Raw genomic sequence first — 21,480 nt, 5'->3', positions numbered from 1 at the left:
ATGGCAAGTAGCACAATTGAAATCACTATAAACGTAATCCAGCCGAATCCTTCTCCTGAAACATTGGGTGCTATAAGATTTAGTCTTGATCAAGGTTTTCCCTTGCACCTTAATACGGTAGAAACAATAGTTCCGGGCGTTGCAAGTTCAAATCAAATGACAAGGGCGACACAGGGATTTGCCGCAGGGGGTACACCAACACAACAGGCCCTGTCCGATGAACAGGCCCTTTATTATAGTCAATCACTAATCCGGGATTATGGCAACATCATGTTCGGCACTGAAAAGATGTTCACGATTACGCGATCAGGGAATGTAGTGCGCATAGTATCCGCAAACGGGCAATTTATCAATACGTCATACGATGGTAATATTTTGGATGTGACCTTTACCGATGTTACGACAGGCCCTATACAGATACCCGTAACTTTAAATACCGCGATTACAGCAAACGGAAATTGTGATACTATAGATTATACGGTTTCTGCCAGTGGATCGGGTACACCCTTTACATTAACGGTAAACGGAACGAACGCAATAACCAATTGGGACGGAACCCAAGATACCATTTCCCTTAACAGGGGAGTTGATAATGTCGTAGTGATATTGAACGATGTAAACGAGAATGTTGCACAATCCACAATAAGACCGCCTAGAAAATTAATTCCTGGAGAGTTCAAGGAAAGGACAACACTTTTCGAGGGTTTCACCGATGTAGAGATAGAATCAGTCAATCCAGTTGCAAATACGGAACCGGAGTATTCCTTAGATCTTGAAACCGCAAGCAACGGCACCAATTACCAAACAAGCAATCTTTTTCCCAATATAACCGATGGAACGTATAAGCTTTTCATTAGGGATAGATATGGTTGTGAGGTTTCAAAGACAATTGTATTGTTATCATTGCCGGTTGGTACGGGTGATGGTACGGGGGAGCAGCAGACAGATTCCAGATATCTGGAAGTCGTTCCTTTGAACTCAATTCCTTTTTCATACAAGGAAACCATTACATCCACGAATAAAAAGAACCACACCAATACCATAGGTGTTACCGATATCACCCAATTAAGGTACAATCCGGAATACGGTTTCACGAATGAGGACAGACCACCAATTCAATTTAAATCAAGTTACCCCTACAACATTATGACCCTCCATAATTGTGATGGAACGAAAAATGATATCCCATTTATAGAGGTGGTGAACAATCTAGGGGTACAGGAAAAAGTTGACTGCAATATATTTCCACATTCCGAATCTGAAATAGGGGTGTATTTTGATGGTGGGAACCAATACCAACCATCCACAACGACGATTTTGGCAGACCCTTCTCCCTATACAGATACCGTACCAGATTGGATGGAAGAAGATCAATTGGTAAATATTGGGTCCGTTGGATCGAAAAGGATAAAGGAAATATCTTACCGAGAGGATATCAATAAGTTTTTCTTTATAGTGGACGGAACCGTTGCTACAGAATCAACGACCACTATACAGGTAACTTTCAACATACAGCCGTATAACTTGTTTCAATGTGAGGTGGATATGACGGAATCTTCAGGGAAATCATACATAACCCTAGAGGGAGGATATAATATTAATGGTGTAACAACGGTTGACCGTACAATGATATCGGAACCTTTCAAAAAAATAGAGGATAATGATAATTGGGTATTGTCCGAGTGGTATTCCGATGTAAACCTGGGGGGAATGGTCTTTGTAACAGGAATCAAGCATTTTATGCGTAATAGGGCAAAATTTAGACCTATATCCTTTGGGGAATCCCAATTGCTAGAAGGCGATGATAGGTCGTACAGCTTAGATCAGGTCAGGACCCTTGGGTATAGGGCCACATATTACCAATTGTCAACTAGAGTTTGGGAAACGATATCCAATGCCACGGGAGTTTCAAAATATGGCACGTTCAAGATCAACGGTCTGGTGCTCAATGCAAGCGGGGCACCTGAGCAAAAAGAATTTGGGGAGAGCAATATGAATAATCTAAACGTAGAATTCAGGTACGGAGGTAATTCGGTAGCGGTCAATGAGGATGTTATCGCGCTGAATCCAAGTACAGGGGTAGAAAATGGTGGAAGTACCGGGAAAGGGGCACTCGATATCACTCCGCATGACGGAAGGATAAGATTAACATTAAACGGAAACTTGTTAACGATAGGGGGTAGCCTTATTTACGCCCCAAGTGTTTAGTAACGTCCTCCCCGTTAACATGAACACTTCTATTGTCATGATAATGATGATGAACGGAGTTATCGATATAAGTTGAATCGTAGGGGTATTCATCTTTTGGTTTTCCAAAAACGGAATCGAAAATCGTCAAAAAAATAAAACGACCAAGCAGACCAGCGCCTATGACGATTAGCAGAAGAATCAATATACCCATGTTACAAATTTAAACATATATGGCCCCAAAGCCTTAAAATTCAATGATAAAAGCTAAATTTTAATTACAATTCTTATTTAGTCTAAATAAAAATAATTAAATTTGAATTATGTCTACCACTATCAATAACACTCTTGCCATAAATCAGTTAAATACTGAGTTTGCTGCTTTTCAATCTGCTACAAAGGAGGTAAGTGAACTGACAGATACGGAAAAGAATGGTTTTTTAAAAGAATTGAACATAGACCCGATAATCAACGGATTCCAAACGGAAAAGGCCGATAAAGTAAATGGTGACTTTACTACGCATGAAGTAGGGGACATTTTTAAAGGAGAAACCACTATAGGGGGAGATCAATACTATGTCAAGTACAAAGTAACATCATTGTCCTACGATATTTCCAATGAAACGGGACTTATAAGAATCACAAAAACATTATTGCTATGATATACTTCTTGAGCGCGATGAATCTATTCTTTTTGGGACGTGAAATCTACTTATATGTACAGAAAAAGAAAAAAGGGAAGTTGTTCCAGGTTAGATCATTGAGACAGGACAATCAGATAATGCTATTTGATGATAAAGGACAGATAACAACATTTTTAGAGAAATGAGAAATTTAATTATTATCGGGGCATTTTTTTTGTGTCTCAACATACATTGTCAATTTCAAGAGGTCAAGGGAACCCTATATGATGAACTTACACAGGCCCAACTTGATGCCCTACCAAATAGGGCCAAAAGAAATTCAGGGATATATTACAATACGACAACTGGTCAACATGTTAAATGGAACGGCACTGCTTTTGTTCCTATAGGGGAAGAAAACACCAATGACTTTATAACCTCAGTTTCGGAAACCGCAGGGGTTATCACCTTCAACATCCCAAACCAGTCAAATCCAACTTTATCCTTGAACAGTATAAACCTTAGTGCTTTCAACAATGATTTACCTCCAAGTGGGACAGGAGATTTTTTAGCGGATGGAAGTATTGGCATGACAGGGGCGTTTGATTTAAACCTTCAGAATTTGATCAACGGGGGAACCGGAAGCTTTTCTTTGATGAATGCCAATCTTATGGCCGTTGGAAGTGGCACTGGAAATCCGCGGATGAGATTCCAGACTTCGCCAGGATTTTACATCGACCTCGAAGGTACTGCATCATCACTTTCATATGGAGGTGTAGATTTATTAAGTCCAATATCCTCTAGTGTGATATCACAGCATACGCCCGTTAATTATGCCAATACGACATCCGGGACGACCTTAACTGGTTCCCTTTCCGGTATAGACGAAGTATTGGGTAATCTTGGTAAACTTGTATATACTAGTTCTTCGGGAAATAGGACTTTACTCCCCGGTGATATTATTTCAACGGCTTTTCCAAATAGGGGCAGAAGGGTATCCATTATAATTGATGATAATTCAACGATTACCATTGACGATACACTGCCCGTTGGCGTACCCTTTGTTTTGGGAAGTGGGGATTTAGCGGAAAAACTTACCATAGAGTTTAGCGGGGCCATTGTATACGGTGAGGGCGTGGAACTTGTAAAGGCTACGGAAAGCGTGAACAAAATAACGGTAGAATCGGGTAGGACCATTGTCATTTCAAAAGAGAGTTCGGGAAATTATAGGGCCGATGGTATGTGGGAGGTTTTTCAATCTGCTCTGGATCTTCCTTCTTTGGTGGTCAAGCAGACACCTGAAACTATCGATCCTACTGCTGTAAACGAAGGTGATGTTGTCAGTGTGTGGAACGATTCCCAAAGTGGTTTCAATGCAACTGCCGCCACAACGACAAGGGGTACGCTTCATATCGAAAATGGAGAGCGCCAAATATTATTTGATGGTGTAGATGATTTTTATACATATGGCAACGTACCACAATTGGATTTTACACCGGGTACGGACGAATTTACCATCGTCTTAAAAATAGGTCACGCAGTTAGCCAAACCAAGACACAACAATTAATTGCCAAAGCGCAATTGAATTCTACTAGTTCTGGGCAATATTCTATATCCTTAATTTCTAGTACACAAAGGTATTACGCAGGGGGCTTACAGTCTATCGAATCTACCGCATTTGCAGCGGGTGACGTAATCGTTATGGTCGTTCGGACAACTGGAATGGATGTGTATAGGAACGATGTTTTGATCGTGGATAATGAACCTGTAGGAACTGCTACAACTTCAAACGATCTATTGTTAGGAGCTAGATTTGATGGTTCTAGTCATAATTACGAGGGGAGTTTTAGCCATATAGCAATATTCAATGATGCAATATCTCGTTCCGAAATAACAGAAATTTTTAACGAAATAACACAATGAGAAAAATAGTTGTACTTTTCTTATTCATTGCTTTTTCTTTAAATGCCCAACGTGTTGTTTGGGATAAGATCAAAGGATTCCCTTCGTTATATGGTGAAGGAGCGGACCTTATTACAGGAGGAAGAGGAGGAACTTTATTTTTTATTACGTCCCTAGCGAATACGGAGCAAGCAACTTTTATCCCTGCCACCACCACAACAGAGGCCCATTACACCGGAACTTTATCCGGAGCACTATTAATGAGAAATGAAAGCTTGGATATAGTTCCAAGAGTATCGGGAAATGTAAATGGCACAGATATAAATATAACTTTTAGCGATCAAGGAAATAAGACTTATCACGGACATTTGGCCCCAGAAGGAGGTATTGCGCACATAAATGGTAAAATACAAATCGCAAATACTTCTAATATAATCATACGTTATTTAACCTCTAGAAATGGAAATAGCGCAGTACTTGAACAAGATGATCAATTATTTATAAATAGGTCAGAAAGAATAGCTCTGGACCACCTCTCTCTTGGATGGTCTGGCGATGAAATTTTCAACGTTTTCCCTGGAAGTACACCGGGCATTACATACGGAAATATAATTGTCCAGCATATACTTTTTGGTCAGGCTCGTTTCGGACATAATACAGGTGCGATTTTAGGCGCTTGGACTTTTGATACTGCCAATAGTATGCCTTTTCCAAGAGGTGAGATACATATGATCTTACATAAATGCTTCTTTTCTTCCGAGCAATCCAGAATGCCAAATATAGGCGGTAGATCGGGAACAGAGATAAGGGTTCACAATAATATAGGTTATGGTTGGGTGGGAAGGATCATAAATGTGAACGGCGACCCTAGACTAGATAGTTTTGGTAACTGGTACAAAGTAGGTCCAAGGACAATATCACCAGCAACGTTATCAATTTTAAATCAAGTACAAAATATAGAGGTTTCTGGCCCCACGATCTACACGGCTGGAAACTATGTACAGGGATTGTTTACTGACCCAAATGCTGACAATAGGCAGATATGGACCATGTTCGACCATACCAATTCAACTCCCGTACCAAACAACTATTTTATGGATACACCATTGGCAGTTTCAGAAGTAGGGTACTTCTATACATCTGCATCAGATGCCTATAGGGAAGTTATATCGAAAAGAAATGTGGGAAACAATCGTAGTACAAATTCTTTAGGAGATCCGATTGTTCAATTTGATGTAATCGACCAAGGATATTTCGATAAATTCTTAAATAGGGAAGATACATGGCAACCTGAATCTGAATGGATACACCCAACTAGACTTTCAAACGCATTTTATACCGATACTAATTGGAATTCTATCTATGATCCTTTTGAATCCGAAAACAATATAGTCGCTTCAACACAGATAAAAGAGCAGTATACGTGGCAGGGTGTGACATATGTGAACAAGGCGGGATACAATGCGCGTGATGCCTGGAGTTTTATTGTGGCCGGACAGATTGAACCCACTATTCGGAATACAAACGGAAATGTAAAAAAAAGCAAGATTTGAGATAATATCAATAAAGTAAAATCTGGAATATGGACAAAATAGACAAAGCAACGGGAATTAGGAATTTTGCAGTAAAAACCCTGCTGGCTGTTATCGGTTTGTACTTCGTCATTGGTACGGGCCACAAACATGTAGCTGATCTCTGTAACGAACTTCAATGGGACAGATCTGATACCTATTTAATGATTTCAGGATTTATCCTTGCTGCCGGTGCAGCATTCTATAATCGCATCATAGATGCTGGTATAAAAAAATTCGAAAAGTAATGCTTAAACTATTTTTTATATGTCAAAACATCAGCGAGAATATAAGTACGGTTTTGACATTTGGTCTAGCTGTGACCTTTCCCACTATACTTAGCGTTATAGCTTCATCTTTGGCTATTATATGGTGGTTGGCAAAATTCTATGATAAGTATGAAGATCGATTGTCGAAGATTGAATGGAAGAAGTTTTTTAAACGTAAAAGGATCGATAAATGAAGCCATTACATGAAATCATTCTAAGAGGTAATGACCCTACTGGTCACGGTTATTATGGAGCCAAACGCGGAAATAGAAAGCATAAAGGGCTTGATCTGTGTGCCGAACCTGGAAATATAGTATTGTCTCCAATAAATGGAATTGTGACTAAAATTGGAACTGTTTACAAGCACACCTCTAAATTCAAATATATTCAAGTTACTGGAGATGTTTATAAGGTCAGACTTATGTATGCAAAGCTAAAAACTCCGGGAATAAAATTAAACTCAAGAGTATTTGAAGGAATGGAAATCGGAATCGTTCAGGATATAGCTGGATTTTGGGGGTCTAAAATGAAGAATCATTTGCACATGGAGGTATACAAACATGGATTGCTTACGGATCCAGAACCTCTTTTAACCGAATAAATGGAATACAATTTCTGAATTGAATGAAAGAAGTTAGGCCAAGAATGAGTGAAGAGCTCTATAAGGAGTTTTTAAAGTTCAAGCAGGGTCATGAAACCGTGCCTAACGACTATGGTAAAAAACCATTTGTAATGTCCGCTTGGGGCGACGATGGAAAGATGATGTGCATTGACAAGTATTGTGAACATTACAACCTGCCAAGGGCTTCAATATCTTCCTATAAGTTGGTATCCCATACGGGTACACCATATTACAATATTGTTTTTAGAGAAAATCTTGAAGAGAATAGTATTGATATCCAACACATAAAGAATGTGTTGAAAGAAGAAATTTCTACGATATACTTCTATAAGAGTAAGGAATATGTACTAGCCAAAGAAACCGTCCTTAAATGGGCAGACCTTCACTTTGGAGCGCATATTAGGAATTTACTCTTGACCAAGGACTATGACTCAACGATTTTAAGGGAAAGCCTTATAAGATCGGTTTATGAAACGAACAGATTGGGCCATAAAAAAATACATGTCCATATAATGGGGGATCTTATAGAATCCTTTAGCGGATTGAACCATATCAATTCATGGATGAGCTTGGACAAGGAGGAAATAGGCCCCATGGCAATAAAATTATGTTGCAAGTTACTCCATGAAGTTTTATCCGAAATTGACAATCTGGGATGTATAAAAATAGTTGCAGGGAATCATGATAGGACTTCAAAAGCAAATGACGAAGATGTTAAGGGAGGTGCTGCAGAGTTGATAGCTTGGGGATTGCAACTTATGGGGTATGATGTAGAATTCCATCCTTATATTATAACACATTTAGTTGAAGGAATAAATCATATCAATTTGCATGGAGATAAAGGGATATCAAAAAAGAGTACTGAGGATATACTTTGGAAGTATGGAAAAAAAGGGGTTTTCAATTTTATTTTTGAAGCACATCTTCACAGTATAATCGAAAAACTTACCGTTGCCCAACGGAAGAATTTTAAAACGATCAAGGATGACGGATTAGATCATAGAAGAATGCACTGTCCTAGTTTTTTTACCGGGAATTACTATAGTGAAACATTAGGTTATAACAGCAATTCGGGATACCTAAGGATCAGCGATAACGGCATAGGATTGCCCGATGTTCATATGATGGCAATATAAATTTTAAGATATGAAAAATGTGGTCTTACTATCACTGATATTACTTTGCTCTTGCGGTTCCAGGAAGCGAACCGTAGGAAAGAGTGAAAAAATAAAGGTTGAACGGAAAGATATTTCTTTTGTTCACAATAAAGATATCATTTCCAATGTACGGGTGAACAAGGTTTTGAACAAGGTAACTTATGAGCCGTTAGATGTAGATACCCCTATTATTATCAATAATGATACGATACGGAACGCCCGTATTACCTTGGAAACAAAAGAGATCGATTCTACTTCATCTACAGTAGATAAAGGAATAATAAAAGCTGAGGATAAAAGCAATTTCACAAGTTCTGAAAAAACCAAAGACACCAAAACAGAAAGTGAGGGTTTCAATTTCAAAGGTTTCAATTGGATGCTATGGATAATTCTCCTTATCGCTATTGTTATAGCTTCTGTTCGTCTTATTCCCTATTTCAAAAAGAAACATTAGGAATAAAGCTTATAATTCTTAGAATAAGCTTATATACTTATAACTTCTAATATAGGAAAATACATCTTAAAGGTTCGTAGAACATTAAAAACATTAAGTTATATTACCTAAGAGATATTAATCAATATTTGCTATATTTAATCAACCAATTAAGTTTATGATGTATACTTCAAAAGAAGATCAAAAAGTTTCTGTAAATATTCAAGACAGAGAAGGTAAGATAGAATTGGTATTTAGTTCTAATTGCGGAAAATTTGGAACGGATGAAATTTTGGATCAATATACACTCAAACCTGAAAGACTTCTTCAAATACTTCAGGATAGGGACGACTATTCAGAAGGCGAGTTATAATCACTCGTCATTTTGGTTTTGTTACGCATCAATTTCCACCGGCCACTTAAACCCCACTGGAGTTTGATTCCATTTGCCGTTACCCCAAGTATAAAGAACACCGTTATATTCAAAGCACAAATGTTTATTGATCAGGCCTGTAAAAATCGTTTCCAAAGCCCGTTTTGTCTTTCTTGGATTTTTAAGCTTACCGCTTAGGTCCATTAAATAATATTCTCCTTGCTGTATGGCGGCCCATTGGGGTCCCATATTTGTTACCTTCAAATATCCCTTATTGTTGTGGACAACGGCCAACAAAATCTCCTTCGTAATTCTACATTGGATATATTCCATTAATTAGGATTTATTCCAAATCTAGAAGATCCAGATCGGATTTCAAAAAATTATTTATCTTGCCCTAGGGCTAAGAAAACAAATAATACATTATAAAAAGGTCGAAAAAAGGTCGAATTCATAGTGTTTATAGGCATTTACAGGGTTTATAGCTTTTTCTTAATCTATAAACGAATTATGCATTAAGTACCATTCACTACGGTTTAACTACAACTTACTAAATAAACTTTTAAACATTATAGTACTTGTATACCATTAAACGCTCAAAAAGTTCCTTAAATATGGTATAATCAAGGTTTATGGTATAATTATAATGCTTATTTCAAAGTGTTTAAATATGATTTTAACACCCATTTAAACGAATATTGAATTTAGTAAAAACTAGATAAAAATAGTTGGGGAGAGAGTTGGGGAGAGAGTTGGGGAGAGAAAAAGTTGTTTTTAAAACATTTCAATGGCCCTTCTTTGAGGTTATAATGACATTAATTTACATTAAAAGGCGGGTAAATGACATAAAAACCAATTTAAAATAGGTTTAAATGTTGCAAAAACCATTTCAAAAAAAACTTTAATTAATTGATATAAAGTATTTTACGAGGATAATGCAGTTTTTTTAACACTTTTTTTCTGCACGATTCGTTTTCCGTTTGCCCTATACTTAAAAAAGAAGTAGGCTTTTAACAGAACTTTAATATCTCATTTAATGTATATAATTAGAAAATAGTAATATATTTATAGTATTAATTCTATAATATTAACAATAAAAACCATAGTTATTCTATGGTTTTTATACAAAATACTATGGTTTTAGTATGTATATTGTGCGTTGATAAGTGTTGGATAACTTCCCCCGTTACGGACTACAAATCAATTGTTTATGGGATTACTTTTAAGGTAATATAAACCTTTAAAAATCTCATATTATGAAAAAAGTATTTTTAACAATTGTATTTGGAATTTTATTAAGCGGATTAATGGTATCATGCACCAAGACTGATGCGGATGAAAATGGACTTTATGAACAAGGAATCGACAACGGAGAAATCGACGACGAAGAAATCTAGAAAAAAAATAATACTGGGAGCCCTTTCGGCTCTATTTATATTACTGTCTTCAGTGCTTGTCTATATCCATGATATAGGCGACCTAAAAAAATACCCTGGTTTTGCAGGCTTTAAAAGCTTGCGTACCGGGGTATATATATTTTCACTTTTTACGTTTGGCCTTATAGGTTGGATCTATGCTTTTATTCGGTCCCGCAATAAATCTGATAGGTTTATGATGGTAGCCCCTATTCTTATGGCCTCTTTTCAACTTGGAATCTATCTTTTTGATGGTAGGAAAACAACATCAAATGAATTTTCCACAAAAATAATACTCAATGTAGTGTTCGGGGTCCTATTAATCGCCGCATATTATCTAGGAAAAAGTAGAAAAAAATGAAGAAAAACCTCCTAGAACAAGTACTGGATTTTGAGAATAATAAAGAATTTTATAATTCAGATGAATCTAAAAGTATTAGACAATCGTTGAAAAGAAAGTTAAAATCTAAGTTATTTAAGCTGGATAAAAAGTTGACCAAAACCATTGATGATTTTAATTCACTTTGAAACCGTTTTTTTCTCAATATGTTCCTTCCATTCTTTTAACTCCCCTAATTCCAAAATGTAATTTGCCATAAGATTCTCCAAACGCTCAACCCTTAACCTAGTGCGTGTCTCTTCGCCCATGTTATTATTTTCGTTGAACTGTTGCAATAATTCGACTAAATCCACTTTTGAGTGAAGTCCGAGATAGGATATTACTTGTTTAATAATACTATTGTCTAAGGAGGAAGTATAATCTTCACTAGATGTATTAAACGATTTATTTTCGCTTTTTAACATATTTCCTTCTCCTCTTAGCAGCCATTCGGAACTTAAGTCTGGATATTTATGTAAGATATTTTCAACAACATTAGACCCAATATTTCTGCCCTTGCGTATAGCACCTGAAATACCGCCCCTGCTTACGTTTACAGCGTCTTCAAATTTGTTAAAACTTACTTTTTTATGAAGTATAAATTCTTCGATACGTTTTAAAATCATAAATTTTCTTCATTAATATTTGCAACTGTTGAAAATATACTTTAGCTTTGGTTTCAAATATTGAAAGTACAAAAATATTTATGAAGGCTGAATTTACAGATATTGAAAAAGAGATACTAAAAGGGAAAAAGCTCGCAATAGCTAAAAAATACGGTTGTAGCCACACTTATGTTAATTCAATAGTTGAAGGAGATGTAGAATTAACCTCCGCGCTATCGTTGAAAATATACAACGGAATTAAAGAAACTATTCGATTTTTCATGCCAATGTCCTAAGATATGTACCAAACCTACCAAAACATACTGGCAATTCCTGCCGAGGCATTATATTCTGACCTCTCCCTTTTATCATATGATAATTATAAATGGCAATGTAGATCAGGAAAACTTGAAAAGATACGTACGGGAGGGAATGGTCGTACGGCTTTGGTTGCATATGCTAGCCTCCCCCCAATTTTTAAGGATGCGCTGAAAAAAGCTTACGGGGACCCTTACCTACAGGACGACGTATCTACATTTATCAACCAGTTAAAGAACAATAAGGATGCCTATTTGTTCTTTCAAGATTACATCGACGAGACGACGGGCAAGAACCTTGTTAAGGACCGCATAAACCAATATTATTGCGAAGTTCAGATATTGACACTTTATGCAGAGCTTATAGAACGGCTGAGATTGAAAAAGCTCAATGGCATGGACCTTCGAATCGGTGAATCAAAACAGGAAATCTGCGATGTGATCCAGGATGTCAAAAAAGTAACCTTCCCAAACACTACAAAGTGCAAGTTTCCCCACAACCTCCCGAGCAACTACCGCGCCCTTGACAATAAACTCAAAAAGTACCTAAAAGAAGGGTATATATCATTGATCCATAAGGCCTTTGGAAACAACAACTCCAAAAAGATAAAAGGAAGTGCCGCGGATTGGATTTTGGCGACCTATTGCCTACCCAATAAGCCGGTTATTCCTGTCGTGCATATGGAATACATGAAGATACACAGGGTTCATGGATGGCCCGCACTCACCGAATCGGCCATCAGCAAATGGCTCGATAAGACCGAGCAAAGAAAAGTTTGGTTTCTGGAGCGCCACGGAGTTGAAGAATGGAGAGCGGAGTATGGTCATAAATTGACCCGAAACAAAAATGATTGGTTCCCCAACGCCTATTGGGCCATTGATGGCACCAAATTGGATTGGCTTCACGTGAAGGACAACAAACAGGGCATGGGCGCCGATATAAAGATCGATTGCGTATTCGACGTCTATAGCGAAAAGATAATCGGTTACTCCTTTAGTAGGTCCGAGACACATGGAGACCATTTTAAGGCCCTTAAAATGGCTTCTAAAGATACAATGCGACGACCATTCCTATTTACTTACGATGGACAATCAGGCCACACCACAAAGGAAATGCAATCCCTCTATGACAGATTGGTGGCCCGAAACCGTGGAGAGCACTACAAACATGCGGCCCGCCAACACGGATCGCCCGTAGAGCAACTCTTCTCCCGTTTCCAGCAACAAGTGCTCAACACCAAATGGTTCTCGGATAAACAGGCCGTGGATGCCAGAAAATTGGATAGTGTGCCCAACATCGATTTTATCAAATCAGAGAAGCATAACCTACATAAGTTCGAGGATCTGGAAAAGGTCTTTGTGCAGTGCCTGAACCAATGGAACGAAGCGAAACATCCAAAATTCAAAGAATCGCGCACCGATGTATACGAAGGCCATAAAGAGCTTTTAAGTGAACCATTGACAGTTTTTGACTTAATGGACCTATACTGGGTTTCTACCAAAAAAGCGGTCATATATGGTAACTCTGGAATTTGTCCGACGATCAGCAATGTCGATTATGAATATGAGGTATACGATGCCGACGGCAATGTAGATCTTGATTTCAGGGACAAGTACCAACGGTGCAAGTTTTTCGTGCAGTACGATCCCGACCAGATGGACAACTATGTACGCCTCCACCTGAAACTTCCCAACGGTAATCGAGAGTATATCACCGATGCGCAGCCAAAGCGCCAGACCAAACAGATCCCCGCCACCATGTCGGAAAAGGACAAGGCCCAGATGTGGAAGGACAGAAAAGTCCGGGACAGGGAACTCGACAGGATCCGTGCCAAGGCCAAGGCCCTACAGGAGCGTACGGGCATAACCCCGGAGCAATTGGTGGAAGATCAAGAGCTCCTGATGAAATTCGGCGGGAAGCTGCCAAAAAAACAAAGAACAGAATCGGAATCCTTTGATTTCCTAAGTAGAATGTAAAACCTGAAAATTATGAACCTATCCGTACAAGAAATGAACCGTATCGCCCAGGAAGTGGCAGCCATGTCGGCAAAGACATCACAGGCGCAAGTGGCCAACAGGGCCCGGGTATCTCCCGGTACCATAAGTCAGGTCATAAACAATAATTGGCAGCACATCAGTAGCGATATGTTCAAATCGATACAGGTCAACCTCAAACTGGATTTTTCTTGGAAATCGGCAGATATCAAAAATTACAGGGTACTCCGTGCCCTTCTCAACAATGCACAGGAAAACAGTATTAGCATAGCTATTTCAGAAGATGCGGGAAGGGGAAAGACGCACACCTATAGAAAGTACGCCAAGGACAACCCCAACGTCGTGCACCTGGAATGCGCGAATGCCTGGAGCAAAAAAAGCTACATGAAACATCTGATGTCGGCAGCGGGACTGTCCCAGATCGGAACGCTAGAAGAACTCGTGGACAAGTTCATAAAAAAGATGAAGGGAATGCACCGTCCCCTTGTGATCATAGATCAGTTCGATAAGCTAAAGGACTCACAGACCGATCTTTTTATGGATTTCTATAACGAACTGGACGGTTACTGCGGTTTTGTCCTCTCAGGAGTAAAGGCCTTGGAAAAGAGGGTCAAGAACGGAGTGAACAGGGACAAGATAGGTTATGCGGAACTCTATAGCCGCATAGGCAGGAAATTTATAGGATTGGATCCGATAAGCATGATCGATGTCCGCAAAATATGCAATGCGAATGGAATCATGGATCCCGATACCGTAAGCTTTGTATACAACAATAGCGAGGGTGATCTAAGGCGCGTCAAACGCGACATAGAAATACAGCAACAACGCGATTACAAGCAAATGGTGGAATCAATAGACGTGGATTTTGAAGAAGTAACAGCTTAGCGGAAGGATGCGGCAAATGAAGAGAACACGGGCCGCCATCTCTCCAAGGAAGATGAAAGCCAAGAAAATCGAAAGGATACCCCTTACCGGAGAATTCAAAAAATTATTGGGAAGTCCGGAGCCACGCGGCAGCTGGTTTTTATACGGGGACAGTGGAGACGGTAAGTCAACGTTTCTGATGCAATTGGCAAAAGAGCTCTCCAAATGGTACAAAGTCGATTACAATAGTATGGAGGAAAAGGACAGGGGAAGTATGACGGATCTCTTGGATGAATATAGGATGTACGAATGCAGAAAAGGAAGTTTTATGCTCCTCCCAAGATACAAAAGAGAAGACCTCTACGAGCGTTTGCATCGCCCACGAAGTGCCAAGGTGATCATTATAGACTCCCTACAGTACTTTGATCTGAACAGGTCACAGTACGAGCAGTTGGAAGAGGATTTTCCGGACAAATTGTTCATCTGGAATTCGCATGCCGATGGAAAACGCCCCAAGGGAGCGGTAGCGGATTTCATACGATATAATTCGGATATCAAAATGTTCGCGAAAGGGTTCAAAGTAACGAGCAAAAGCCGGATGAGCCGTGGAAGGGTCACCGATGATTATATCGTGTGGGAAGAGGGCGCAAGAAGATACTGGAGTAAAATTTAACTTAAAACAATAGACAAAATGAAAGATTTCAAAGGATCAAAAGGACCATGGGACAAGTATTTCGACCCTAAGCCCTACCCATTTAGAGGAGGACAATGGCGTGTTAAAACAAAAAACAGCGTGCGGACGCCCGTTGCCGTTCTTCCGGAATCCCTTGGCGGCCGGAAGGACGAAAACGGCAATTCCCCGATCATAAAGGCAAATGCCAAGCTCATTGCAACGGCACCGGAACTGCTGCAGTCGCTGCAGAAATTGATCCAGGTAATAGAGAATCCGGAGAACCGCACTACGAAACCGGCCACCCTGCAGAAAATGGCATCCTTTCTGGATGCAAAATCAACGGTCATCAAAGCCCTCTCCCATGAATAGGACAAAAATGATAATGTCCTTTATGGGATATACGGAAGAACAGCTGGAGGAGCGCCTTATGCAGGATTGGCTAAGATGGTGCCATAACAGGGCTATGTTACGGGCCGACACAACACCTGACGGACAAAGCCTCGAGGTGGTCAGGGAGGACTTTCAGAACCTGATCGCGGATACCGCCCTGTTCCACAGTTTCAAAAAGATGTACGTGGATTGTTTGTTGGATTTCCTGGAGGATGTAAAGGATATGGCACCACGCCCATCCATAAAGGAAGCACATGAGATTTATCAAATGTGCGTGAAAAATTCACACCGCCTATACAATAACGAAATGATACGAAGCGCCAGGAACAAAAAAATCGAGTGCCATGTCAACAATTGATCTCATAAACCGCTACGAGTCTGCCAAGGGCTTTATGAACGGCTTTACCGGTCCCGTCCCCGAAGGCATCCGGAACTATGTACAGAAACTTCAACAAATGCTATATCCAAATGAAGATCACGGATGAAATAAAACAGATCGAGGTCGTCGACCCGATCATAGTAGGAACCCATAATAACGAAGACATGAAAGACACTCAAGAAAAAGAGCCCACCATCGAAGAACTGGAAGCCATGCTGGCAAAGAAAAAAGCGGCCGAACGCAGAAAGCGGGAAAAAGAAAGAAAAGATTACGAGGAAAGGCGTGAAAACACCGTGGTAAAATTGCACAAAGAAGCTGTTCAAGTAAACGAGCTTCTTGGTCTACTAAAAGAAAGTTGCCATGATCTAATGGAGAAGCAAGCCCAAGATCTTAACGGTTATGGTGAAATGCCAGGCAATAGCAAAGGAGGTTTTACAATCAAAAGTAAAGATGGAAGCATTGCAGTAACCCGTAGACGAGATACTCAACCTCGCTGGGATGAACGGAGTATCAAAGGAGCTTCCCTAATTAGAGAATTTCTTGGCGATACTGTCAAAAAAAGAGATAAGGATACTTATGAAATGCTGATGAGCTTCCTTGCCAGAAATGAAAATGGAGACATGGAATATTCTCGAGTAATGGTATTGCTGCAGCACAGGGATAGGTTTGAAGACAATCGATGGTTAGAAGGTCTTAGGCTCATAAACGAAAGTTATTCAACGCACATGAAGGCATATGCCTATGTGTTCAAGGTAAGGGGTGCGGGCGATAAGTGGGAGACCTTGGAACTTAATTTTAGTGCGATATAATGGCGAAAAAAGAAAACCAGAAGGTAATGCCCATCGAGGAGGTAATTGAAAAAATAGGGATGGCCGTAGACGATTTGAAATATGACGTTGAAAAAGCAAAATCCCCCAGGAGAAAACGGGAACTAAAGCGGTCGGTCCATTTCTTCTCCAGTGTGCACCATCACCTAACAAGCATTAAAGACAAATGAGGGCACTGTCAAAATGGGGCTTACGGATTTCTTCGCGCCCCTAAAAGGTCCTTCCTTGATGCCATGCACCGGACCCCTCCAGCCAAGGTTACTAAGGGTGATATTAGACCGGTGAGGATAAACGTCGGGACAGTGGGAAAGTATTTTGCCGACAAGGGAGGAAAAGAATGACGGCCCGGAAAGACGGGCTTCTTTTTAATAAAAATGTAAACAAAATTTAATCATGACAGAATTTAAAATAGCATTGGCGCTCGGGATACTTGCCCTACTGGTCGTATTCAGAAAACAGATAAAGGGCATATTTATCCTAACTCCGGACAGCTGCGATCTGTGCGGAGCCCCCCTCAAAGAGCGCGAAGAATTGAATACCGGCATCTGCGATGATTGTTGGTCGAGCGGCTCTGGATTTAGTGTATAACCATTAATAAATATTAACAAAATGGCAAAATTTTGCAAATTATTCGAACATCAAGGAAATCAGATACTGGTCATGAAGGACAGCGACCGCGAAAATCCCGAAATGTTCCACATCAAAATTATATTCGAGTTAGATAACATGCTCTTCACCTTGACGATGTCGCCCATGAGCATGCAACTGGCGGACGATTTCCTCGATACTTTCGATCAGCGTAAAGCGGATAGTATACTGAAGGATCCTTACTTCTATATCTCCCACCTGAATCAACTTTAAACTGTACGAAAATGAGGAAAACAATAAAACTAGCGATGGCCTTACTGCTGCTTTCCTGTCAGGAAACGGTAATGTGCCCCTGCGAGGAAATCAGGGGATATAACATCCGCGTTTGCGGTGAAGAGGATAGGACCTATTGGGAGAGTGCTGCGCCCATTGAGCATATAAGGGAGGCGTCCATGACTGATGGCTGTAATGATAATCTAAAATAGAATATGATGGATATTACAAAATTTCGAAATCTCAGCATTGAAGAAATCAGGGAAATTGGCAAAAAGGACATAGGGTATACAAGGCACGAAACCTTGTTGGGCAAAGATGCCGCCAATAATGTTCTTTTTCATTGGATGATTGGATTTGAAAAGGCCCAATCCCTCATGCAAGAAAATTTAAAAATTTGGAAAACTTTCAGCGATGAAAACATGAAATGTCTTAGGGAATTGCGCGAAAAGGATGACCTCATGTTGAGATTTGATGATGGAACGGTGATAGATCATAAATCGGAATATCCAATGGCAATAGTCATTGCCTTTGCCCCCAAATCAAAATTAACAACAATACAAAACGGTGACCAATGAAAGCGACCTCTGGACAAAAGCAGTATATCTACAAACTATGCGGATATAACCAGGATCTAAAGGAAGAGCTCGTGCAATGGGCCACCGAGGATGTCGGGAAAACCAGTTGTGACGACCTGACCTTTGAGGAGGCGAACCAGATCATCGTAAACCGTGGGGGGAATCCCCATCAGGCATCCAATTGGGGGGCGTTCGATCGTACCGACCAGCAACACAAACAGATTCTTTCATTGTGCATGCAATACGGATGGCAAAAGAAGCATCTTAAAACGGGCCGTAACATTGCCGATATCGGGAAATTGGGCCAATGGTTGGAAGGAACGCTCGGACAGGGCCAAGGACCGGTCAAAAAGCCACTCATATCCATGGACACTCAAGAAGTAAGTAAAACGATATCAGCGCTCAAGGCGATGGTAAAAAAGAAATATAGGTAATGTACGAACGCTGCACTAAATCCGGAAGGCCTTGGTACCTGATAATTTCAGAATTAATGGATTGCCAGCACAGGTATAAGACGTTGCGGGTAATGGATTCGACCGTGACCTGTGAAAGAGTCGCGATATACTGCCATGATTGCGGAATGAAATTGAAGAGCGAAATCGATTGTAGGTGAAGTACCAATACAAGATACTCGAACTCCAGCGCCTCCAGAAGTCTTACATGGACTTTTTGCAAAACCCCGGGGATCCGCTCACCATGGACGATAAATTGAAGCTTTCGGGTGAGATAACCCGCTTAGAGGGCCAGATCCAGAAAATACAGGAAATGCCCTTTGGCAAGGTCAAGGAAGATTCCGGGGATTATAAGATCCCCGTTCCTTCAAAATTAGAGACCGTTTCATGTTTAAAGGAACCTTTTATATCTCCCGGTGACAGGTACCGGTTCTCCAGGCCATCCAAAATCAAAAAAGATGTACGAGATAAAAATTAAACTGACAGTGGATAAACTTTTGGCGATAAACGAATTCTTGAGGGTGGTCACGCCCAAGAATGATAAATACGGTCCCAGGGACATGCGCGCCAATTGCAGCATTGTGCACGAATTGAATTCGAAGCTGCTCAAAAAGCAACTATCGATAAAGCCCGGTAAAAACGAGTTCAACATTACGCTCAGGTACCATTGCGCCTATGTGCTGGAATTCGTTTTGCGAGAATGGGCAAACCTGGAAATAAGGGAATACGAGAGAACATTGTTAAATATGGTCGCCGACGACCTTAATCAAAAACTAACGTAATATGGACAAATTCAAAGAGGCCGTAAAAAACATGCGCAACGCTCAAAAGGCCTATTTCAAAAATCGAGATTCGGGAAATCTCAACAATGCCAAATTTTGGGAAACGCGTGTCGACGACATGATAAAAGCAGATAATGAACCGACTTTTTTTGATCAATACTAGCATATGGAACGCATTACACTTACATATTTGGGCCGTGTCTTAAATAGAAAAAATCAAATAAGGTATCGCTACAGAAACTCGAAAACAGGCCAAGTGGATTGGTACGGTAAAAAATTCATTGGAGAATCCTTAGGGGCGATCATAGAGGCCACACGAACGGAAAAAGGAGTAAAGCAGCCTTATGAATTTAAGGGCAGGTTGAAGGAAAAGGAAATCGAGGCACTTGAAGAGCCTGACTGGGCGGCACAGAAAGAATATGAACTTCTTCGCGAGATCAAAAAAGTAAACAAAACCAAATATAAGAGAATGGTGGATGAACTTAACGGTATGGTGCGGCATTTGAGCCCGTCACAAAAAAGGCTTTTCAAGATGAAATTATTAATGGACCTGAGATGAAAGATATCTTAAACGAGCACGAGACCGATTTTTATAAACGGATCCAATACTGGAACGGTACCGCCAAATATATATTCCCTGACGGAAAGGTATACGAAAAGTACAGATCGGACTGGTATTTCGCAGTGGCCGTCGAAAAGGCGAACAAGGTCAAGGAGGACCGGCATTTATTGACCTATGACCTGATAGTCCGATATCGCCATGCGATACGGGAAGGTTTTGGCCACCAACTAGATCCAAATCTAAGGAACGAGTACGATCACCCAAGAAATCGGAATACTATCAAGGGCATACGTGGCTATATCGATAAAATCTTTCCACCAGAGTCATGAAAGAGCAATATACCACATATACGGTGGGGGCAAAACAGCGCCCCGATATATGGGTCTTTAAATACCATTTGAACGGTGTTTTAAAGAGTTTTGAAGTACTCGAGGGTGTCCTCGGCGACAAACAGGTCGAATGGCTTTTCAGAAGGGGGAATTTCCCTTACAGGCAGTCCCAGATCGAAAAATGGCCAACGGACCTAAAAGATTACTTTAAAGTCGATGTAGGGCTTCCAGACATCAGTTTCGACGCATTCTGGGAGTCCTATGGGCAAAAGACAAAAAAGACACGCAGTAGCACTCTATGGAAAAAGTTGTCCGATGCCGACCGGATAAAGGCCCTAGAGGGAATACGCCGCTATAACAACTATCTGCGCCTCCATAATGGTATCGCGAAAATGAACCCGGACACCTATCTATATCAGCGAAGATGGGAGGACGAATTTACAAACTCATAAATATTTAAAAATAAAATGAAATTCAAAACAAAAAAAACATCGTGGACGGGCAAGAGGTTTGCCCTGTTACAATTGGAAATCGATAGGGCACATTTGGCGGCCAGTAAACTTGCAAAGGACTTGGGAGCAAAGTCATGGAGACGAGCCCCTTTCTCTGTTTTCGGCGGTATTTCGTGCCTACATTTTGAGAATGAACCGGATCCAAAAATTTGGAAGAAATTACATGATGGATATTCTCCCAAAAAGAATTCAAAGGCCGGAAAGGACATCCATAACAGAATCATGGCCTTGCCCACGATTATAGTAGACCGTTTGAACCATTGCGTGGGATTCGAGGGAGGACCTTTCAAGTCCATAGGATATAACTCCAATAATGCAGATTATTTTGGTTTCTCGGTGGGTGATGATTGGGAGTTCAATGCACCGGATGATTGTGTGGAGATAACCGTCAATGAATACAAAAAACTTTTCGGTAAATAAGA

At 40.2% G+C, this 21,480-nt stretch carries 32 protein-coding genes; 30 read left to right on the top strand and 2 right to left on the bottom strand.

Annotated features, from left to right (window positions below; all coding sequences use genetic code 11):
- The 10 genes from ACEXOE_RS14470 to ACEXOE_RS14425 all read left to right on the top strand — a co-directional run bounded on the left by ACEXOE_RS14470 (position 1) and on the right by ACEXOE_RS14425 (position 9,138).
- Positions 1 to 2,208: a hypothetical protein gene (locus ACEXOE_RS14470; RefSeq protein WP_394749531.1), complete on the top strand. Its 2,208-nt coding sequence runs from the start codon at positions 1 to 3 to the stop codon at positions 2,206 to 2,208.
- 302 nt (positions 2,209 to 2,510) lie between these two features.
- On the top strand, positions 2,511 to 2,849 hold the full coding sequence (locus tag ACEXOE_RS14465) for a hypothetical protein (protein ID WP_394749530.1): 339 nt from the start codon (positions 2,511 to 2,513) through the stop codon (positions 2,847 to 2,849).
- Positions 2,846 to 3,016 (top strand): hypothetical protein, encoded by a 171-nt coding sequence (locus ACEXOE_RS14460; protein ID WP_394749529.1) that lies wholly within the window; start codon positions 2,846 to 2,848, stop codon positions 3,014 to 3,016. The genes ACEXOE_RS14465 and ACEXOE_RS14460 overlap by 4 nt, the downstream gene beginning before the upstream one ends.
- Entirely contained in the window at positions 3,013 to 4,734 is a 1,722-nt protein-coding gene (locus tag ACEXOE_RS14455; RefSeq protein ID WP_394749528.1) for a hypothetical protein, read from the top strand. Before ACEXOE_RS14460 ends, ACEXOE_RS14455 begins: the two co-directional genes overlap by 4 nt.
- A complete protein-coding gene (locus tag ACEXOE_RS14450) occupies positions 4,731 to 6,266 on the top strand; it encodes a hypothetical protein (protein WP_394749527.1) in 1,536 nt (511 codons plus the stop codon). Before ACEXOE_RS14455 ends, ACEXOE_RS14450 begins: the two co-directional genes overlap by 4 nt.
- 29 nt (positions 6,267 to 6,295) lie before the next feature.
- The gene (locus ACEXOE_RS14445; RefSeq protein WP_394749526.1) at positions 6,296 to 6,532 is read left to right on the top strand and encodes a hypothetical protein; all 237 of its coding nucleotides are present in this window, start codon (positions 6,296 to 6,298) and stop codon (positions 6,530 to 6,532) included.
- Positions 6,533 to 6,743: 211 nt separating this feature from the next.
- Complete coding sequence (locus ACEXOE_RS14440) at positions 6,744 to 7,154, top strand: peptidoglycan DD-metalloendopeptidase family protein (protein WP_394749525.1); 411 nt, start codon at positions 6,744 to 6,746, stop codon at positions 7,152 to 7,154.
- A gap of 23 nt (positions 7,155 to 7,177) precedes the next feature.
- Positions 7,178 to 8,311, top strand: a complete 1,134-nt coding sequence (locus ACEXOE_RS14435; RefSeq protein WP_394749524.1) for a hypothetical protein — start codon at positions 7,178 to 7,180, stop codon at positions 8,309 to 8,311.
- A 10-nt stretch (positions 8,312 to 8,321) separates the two neighbouring features.
- Positions 8,322 to 8,786 carry a hypothetical protein gene (locus ACEXOE_RS14430; RefSeq protein WP_394749523.1) on the top strand — a complete coding sequence of 155 codons (465 nt, stop codon included), beginning with the start codon at positions 8,322 to 8,324 and terminating at the stop codon, positions 8,784 to 8,786.
- A 157-nt stretch (positions 8,787 to 8,943) separates the two neighbouring features.
- Entirely contained in the window at positions 8,944 to 9,138 is a 195-nt protein-coding gene (locus tag ACEXOE_RS14425) for a hypothetical protein (RefSeq protein ID WP_394749522.1), read from the top strand.
- Between the two features lie 21 nt (positions 9,139 to 9,159).
- On the opposite strand, the gene ACEXOE_RS14420 is transcribed toward ACEXOE_RS14425, so the two are convergent.
- Positions 9,160 to 9,471, bottom strand: a complete 312-nt coding sequence (locus ACEXOE_RS14420) for a hypothetical protein (protein WP_394749521.1) — start codon at positions 9,469 to 9,471, stop codon at positions 9,160 to 9,162.
- Between the two features lie 923 nt (positions 9,472 to 10,394).
- Between ACEXOE_RS14420 and ACEXOE_RS14415 the strand changes: the two genes are divergently transcribed.
- Together ACEXOE_RS14415 and ACEXOE_RS14410 are read left to right on the top strand one after the other, a co-directional pair.
- Positions 10,395 to 10,535, top strand: coding sequence for a hypothetical protein (locus ACEXOE_RS14415; protein ID WP_394749520.1), 141 nt, complete (start codon positions 10,395 to 10,397; stop codon positions 10,533 to 10,535).
- A gap of 375 nt (positions 10,536 to 10,910) precedes the next feature.
- Positions 10,911 to 11,081: a hypothetical protein gene (locus tag ACEXOE_RS14410; protein WP_394749519.1), complete on the top strand. Its 171-nt coding sequence runs from the start codon at positions 10,911 to 10,913 to the stop codon at positions 11,079 to 11,081.
- Here ACEXOE_RS14410 and ACEXOE_RS14405 read toward each other — a convergent pair.
- Entirely contained in the window at positions 11,073 to 11,558 is a 486-nt protein-coding gene (locus ACEXOE_RS14405; RefSeq protein ID WP_394749518.1) for a hypothetical protein, read from the bottom strand. The genes ACEXOE_RS14410 and ACEXOE_RS14405 overlap by 9 nt on opposite strands.
- A gap of 80 nt (positions 11,559 to 11,638) precedes the next feature.
- Between ACEXOE_RS14405 and ACEXOE_RS14400 the strand changes: the two genes are divergently transcribed.
- The 18 genes from ACEXOE_RS14400 to ACEXOE_RS14315 all read left to right on the top strand — a co-directional run bounded on the left by ACEXOE_RS14400 (position 11,639) and on the right by ACEXOE_RS14315 (position 21,478).
- Positions 11,639 to 11,833 carry a hypothetical protein gene (locus ACEXOE_RS14400; protein ID WP_394749517.1) on the top strand — a complete coding sequence of 65 codons (195 nt, stop codon included), beginning with the start codon at positions 11,639 to 11,641 and terminating at the stop codon, positions 11,831 to 11,833.
- A gap of 3 nt (positions 11,834 to 11,836) precedes the next feature.
- Entirely contained in the window at positions 11,837 to 13,831 is a 1,995-nt protein-coding gene (locus ACEXOE_RS14395; RefSeq protein WP_394749516.1) for a hypothetical protein, read from the top strand.
- Positions 13,832 to 13,843: 12 nt separating this feature from the next.
- A complete protein-coding gene (locus ACEXOE_RS14390; protein ID WP_394749515.1) occupies positions 13,844 to 14,734 on the top strand; it encodes an AAA family ATPase in 891 nt (296 codons plus the stop codon).
- A 16-nt stretch (positions 14,735 to 14,750) separates the two neighbouring features.
- Positions 14,751 to 15,386 carry an ATP-binding protein gene (locus ACEXOE_RS14385; RefSeq protein WP_394749514.1) on the top strand — a complete coding sequence of 212 codons (636 nt, stop codon included), beginning with the start codon at positions 14,751 to 14,753 and terminating at the stop codon, positions 15,384 to 15,386.
- 18 nt (positions 15,387 to 15,404) lie between these two features.
- Positions 15,405 to 15,755: a hypothetical protein gene (locus ACEXOE_RS14380; RefSeq protein ID WP_394749513.1), complete on the top strand. Its 351-nt coding sequence runs from the start codon at positions 15,405 to 15,407 to the stop codon at positions 15,753 to 15,755.
- Positions 15,748 to 16,134 carry a hypothetical protein gene (locus ACEXOE_RS14375; RefSeq protein ID WP_394749512.1) on the top strand — a complete coding sequence of 129 codons (387 nt, stop codon included), beginning with the start codon at positions 15,748 to 15,750 and terminating at the stop codon, positions 16,132 to 16,134. Before ACEXOE_RS14380 ends, ACEXOE_RS14375 begins: the two co-directional genes overlap by 8 nt.
- 110 nt (positions 16,135 to 16,244) lie before the next feature.
- A complete protein-coding gene (locus ACEXOE_RS14370) occupies positions 16,245 to 16,964 on the top strand; it encodes a DUF3164 family protein (protein WP_394749511.1) in 720 nt (239 codons plus the stop codon).
- On the top strand, positions 16,964 to 17,152 hold the full coding sequence (locus ACEXOE_RS14365; protein ID WP_394749510.1) for a hypothetical protein: 189 nt from the start codon (positions 16,964 to 16,966) through the stop codon (positions 17,150 to 17,152). The genes ACEXOE_RS14370 and ACEXOE_RS14365 overlap by 1 nt, the downstream gene beginning before the upstream one ends.
- Before the next feature lie 439 nt (positions 17,153 to 17,591).
- The gene (locus tag ACEXOE_RS14360) at positions 17,592 to 17,843 is read left to right on the top strand and encodes a hypothetical protein (protein WP_394749509.1); all 252 of its coding nucleotides are present in this window, start codon (positions 17,592 to 17,594) and stop codon (positions 17,841 to 17,843) included.
- Positions 17,844 to 17,854: 11 nt separating this feature from the next.
- Positions 17,855 to 18,055, top strand: a complete 201-nt coding sequence (locus ACEXOE_RS14355) for a hypothetical protein (RefSeq protein WP_394749508.1) — start codon at positions 17,855 to 17,857, stop codon at positions 18,053 to 18,055.
- 3 nt (positions 18,056 to 18,058) lie between these two features.
- The gene (locus ACEXOE_RS14350; protein WP_394749507.1) at positions 18,059 to 18,421 is read left to right on the top strand and encodes a hypothetical protein; all 363 of its coding nucleotides are present in this window, start codon (positions 18,059 to 18,061) and stop codon (positions 18,419 to 18,421) included.
- On the top strand, positions 18,418 to 18,855 hold the full coding sequence (locus ACEXOE_RS14345; RefSeq protein ID WP_394749506.1) for a hypothetical protein: 438 nt from the start codon (positions 18,418 to 18,420) through the stop codon (positions 18,853 to 18,855). The genes ACEXOE_RS14350 and ACEXOE_RS14345 overlap by 4 nt, the downstream gene beginning before the upstream one ends.
- Positions 18,856 to 19,030: 175 nt before the next feature.
- Positions 19,031 to 19,351: a hypothetical protein gene (locus ACEXOE_RS14340; protein ID WP_394749505.1), complete on the top strand. Its 321-nt coding sequence runs from the start codon at positions 19,031 to 19,033 to the stop codon at positions 19,349 to 19,351.
- Between the two features lie 305 nt (positions 19,352 to 19,656).
- Positions 19,657 to 19,818: a hypothetical protein gene (locus tag ACEXOE_RS14335; protein WP_394749504.1), complete on the top strand. Its 162-nt coding sequence runs from the start codon at positions 19,657 to 19,659 to the stop codon at positions 19,816 to 19,818.
- Between the two features lie 3 nt (positions 19,819 to 19,821).
- Positions 19,822 to 20,214: a hypothetical protein gene (locus ACEXOE_RS14330; protein ID WP_394749503.1), complete on the top strand. Its 393-nt coding sequence runs from the start codon at positions 19,822 to 19,824 to the stop codon at positions 20,212 to 20,214.
- Positions 20,211 to 20,546: a hypothetical protein gene (locus ACEXOE_RS14325; RefSeq protein WP_394749502.1), complete on the top strand. Its 336-nt coding sequence runs from the start codon at positions 20,211 to 20,213 to the stop codon at positions 20,544 to 20,546. The genes ACEXOE_RS14330 and ACEXOE_RS14325 overlap by 4 nt, the downstream gene beginning before the upstream one ends.
- Complete coding sequence (locus tag ACEXOE_RS14320; RefSeq protein WP_394749501.1) at positions 20,543 to 20,998, top strand: hypothetical protein; 456 nt, start codon at positions 20,543 to 20,545, stop codon at positions 20,996 to 20,998. The genes ACEXOE_RS14325 and ACEXOE_RS14320 overlap by 4 nt, the downstream gene beginning before the upstream one ends.
- Positions 20,999 to 21,013: 15 nt before the next feature.
- The gene (locus ACEXOE_RS14315; protein WP_394749500.1) at positions 21,014 to 21,478 is read left to right on the top strand and encodes a hypothetical protein; all 465 of its coding nucleotides are present in this window, start codon (positions 21,014 to 21,016) and stop codon (positions 21,476 to 21,478) included.
- Positions 21,479 to 21,480: the final 2 nt, after the last annotated feature.

Source organism: Spongiimicrobium salis (assembly GCF_043678055.1).
Classification (GTDB): domain Bacteria; phylum Bacteroidota; class Bacteroidia; order Flavobacteriales; family Flavobacteriaceae; genus Spongiimicrobium; species Spongiimicrobium salis.
This window is presented reverse-complemented; position numbering and strand designations above follow the sequence as displayed.

Coding starts and splice junctions, on each gene's coding strand:
- ACEXOE_RS14470 (WP_394749531.1), top strand. CDS start 1: ATGGCAAGTAGCACAATTGAAATCACTATAAACGTAATCCAGCCGAAT.
- ACEXOE_RS14465 (WP_394749530.1), top strand. CDS start 2,511: ATGTCTACCACTATCAATAACACTCTTGCCATAAATCAGTTAAATACT.
- ACEXOE_RS14460 (WP_394749529.1), top strand. CDS start 2,846: ATGATATACTTCTTGAGCGCGATGAATCTATTCTTTTTGGGACGTGAA.
- ACEXOE_RS14455 (WP_394749528.1), top strand. CDS start 3,013: ATGAGAAATTTAATTATTATCGGGGCATTTTTTTTGTGTCTCAACATA.
- ACEXOE_RS14450 (WP_394749527.1), top strand. CDS start 4,731: ATGAGAAAAATAGTTGTACTTTTCTTATTCATTGCTTTTTCTTTAAAT.
- ACEXOE_RS14445 (WP_394749526.1), top strand. CDS start 6,296: ATGGACAAAATAGACAAAGCAACGGGAATTAGGAATTTTGCAGTAAAA.
- ACEXOE_RS14440 (WP_394749525.1), top strand. CDS start 6,744: ATGAAGCCATTACATGAAATCATTCTAAGAGGTAATGACCCTACTGGT.
- ACEXOE_RS14435 (WP_394749524.1), top strand. CDS start 7,178: ATGAAAGAAGTTAGGCCAAGAATGAGTGAAGAGCTCTATAAGGAGTTT.
- ACEXOE_RS14430 (WP_394749523.1), top strand. CDS start 8,322: ATGAAAAATGTGGTCTTACTATCACTGATATTACTTTGCTCTTGCGGT.
- ACEXOE_RS14425 (WP_394749522.1), top strand. CDS start 8,944: ATGATGTATACTTCAAAAGAAGATCAAAAAGTTTCTGTAAATATTCAA.
- ACEXOE_RS14420 (WP_394749521.1), bottom strand. CDS start 9,471: ATGGAATATATCCAATGTAGAATTACGAAGGAGATTTTGTTGGCCGTT.
- ACEXOE_RS14415 (WP_394749520.1), top strand. CDS start 10,395: ATGAAAAAAGTATTTTTAACAATTGTATTTGGAATTTTATTAAGCGGA.
- ACEXOE_RS14410 (WP_394749519.1), top strand. CDS start 10,911: ATGAAGAAAAACCTCCTAGAACAAGTACTGGATTTTGAGAATAATAAA.
- ACEXOE_RS14405 (WP_394749518.1), bottom strand. CDS start 11,558: ATGATTTTAAAACGTATCGAAGAATTTATACTTCATAAAAAAGTAAGT.
- ACEXOE_RS14400 (WP_394749517.1), top strand. CDS start 11,639: ATGAAGGCTGAATTTACAGATATTGAAAAAGAGATACTAAAAGGGAAA.
- ACEXOE_RS14395 (WP_394749516.1), top strand. CDS start 11,837: ATGTACCAAACCTACCAAAACATACTGGCAATTCCTGCCGAGGCATTA.
- ACEXOE_RS14390 (WP_394749515.1), top strand. CDS start 13,844: ATGAACCTATCCGTACAAGAAATGAACCGTATCGCCCAGGAAGTGGCA.
- ACEXOE_RS14385 (WP_394749514.1), top strand. CDS start 14,751: ATGAAGAGAACACGGGCCGCCATCTCTCCAAGGAAGATGAAAGCCAAG.
- ACEXOE_RS14380 (WP_394749513.1), top strand. CDS start 15,405: ATGAAAGATTTCAAAGGATCAAAAGGACCATGGGACAAGTATTTCGAC.
- ACEXOE_RS14375 (WP_394749512.1), top strand. CDS start 15,748: ATGAATAGGACAAAAATGATAATGTCCTTTATGGGATATACGGAAGAA.
- ACEXOE_RS14370 (WP_394749511.1), top strand. CDS start 16,245: ATGAAGATCACGGATGAAATAAAACAGATCGAGGTCGTCGACCCGATC.
- ACEXOE_RS14365 (WP_394749510.1), top strand. CDS start 16,964: ATGGCGAAAAAAGAAAACCAGAAGGTAATGCCCATCGAGGAGGTAATT.
- ACEXOE_RS14360 (WP_394749509.1), top strand. CDS start 17,592: ATGGCAAAATTTTGCAAATTATTCGAACATCAAGGAAATCAGATACTG.
- ACEXOE_RS14355 (WP_394749508.1), top strand. CDS start 17,855: ATGAGGAAAACAATAAAACTAGCGATGGCCTTACTGCTGCTTTCCTGT.
- ACEXOE_RS14350 (WP_394749507.1), top strand. CDS start 18,059: ATGATGGATATTACAAAATTTCGAAATCTCAGCATTGAAGAAATCAGG.
- ACEXOE_RS14345 (WP_394749506.1), top strand. CDS start 18,418: ATGAAAGCGACCTCTGGACAAAAGCAGTATATCTACAAACTATGCGGA.
- ACEXOE_RS14335 (WP_394749504.1), top strand. CDS start 19,657: ATGGACAAATTCAAAGAGGCCGTAAAAAACATGCGCAACGCTCAAAAG.
- ACEXOE_RS14330 (WP_394749503.1), top strand. CDS start 19,822: ATGGAACGCATTACACTTACATATTTGGGCCGTGTCTTAAATAGAAAA.
- ACEXOE_RS14325 (WP_394749502.1), top strand. CDS start 20,211: ATGAAAGATATCTTAAACGAGCACGAGACCGATTTTTATAAACGGATC.
- ACEXOE_RS14320 (WP_394749501.1), top strand. CDS start 20,543: ATGAAAGAGCAATATACCACATATACGGTGGGGGCAAAACAGCGCCCC.
- ACEXOE_RS14315 (WP_394749500.1), top strand. CDS start 21,014: ATGAAATTCAAAACAAAAAAAACATCGTGGACGGGCAAGAGGTTTGCC.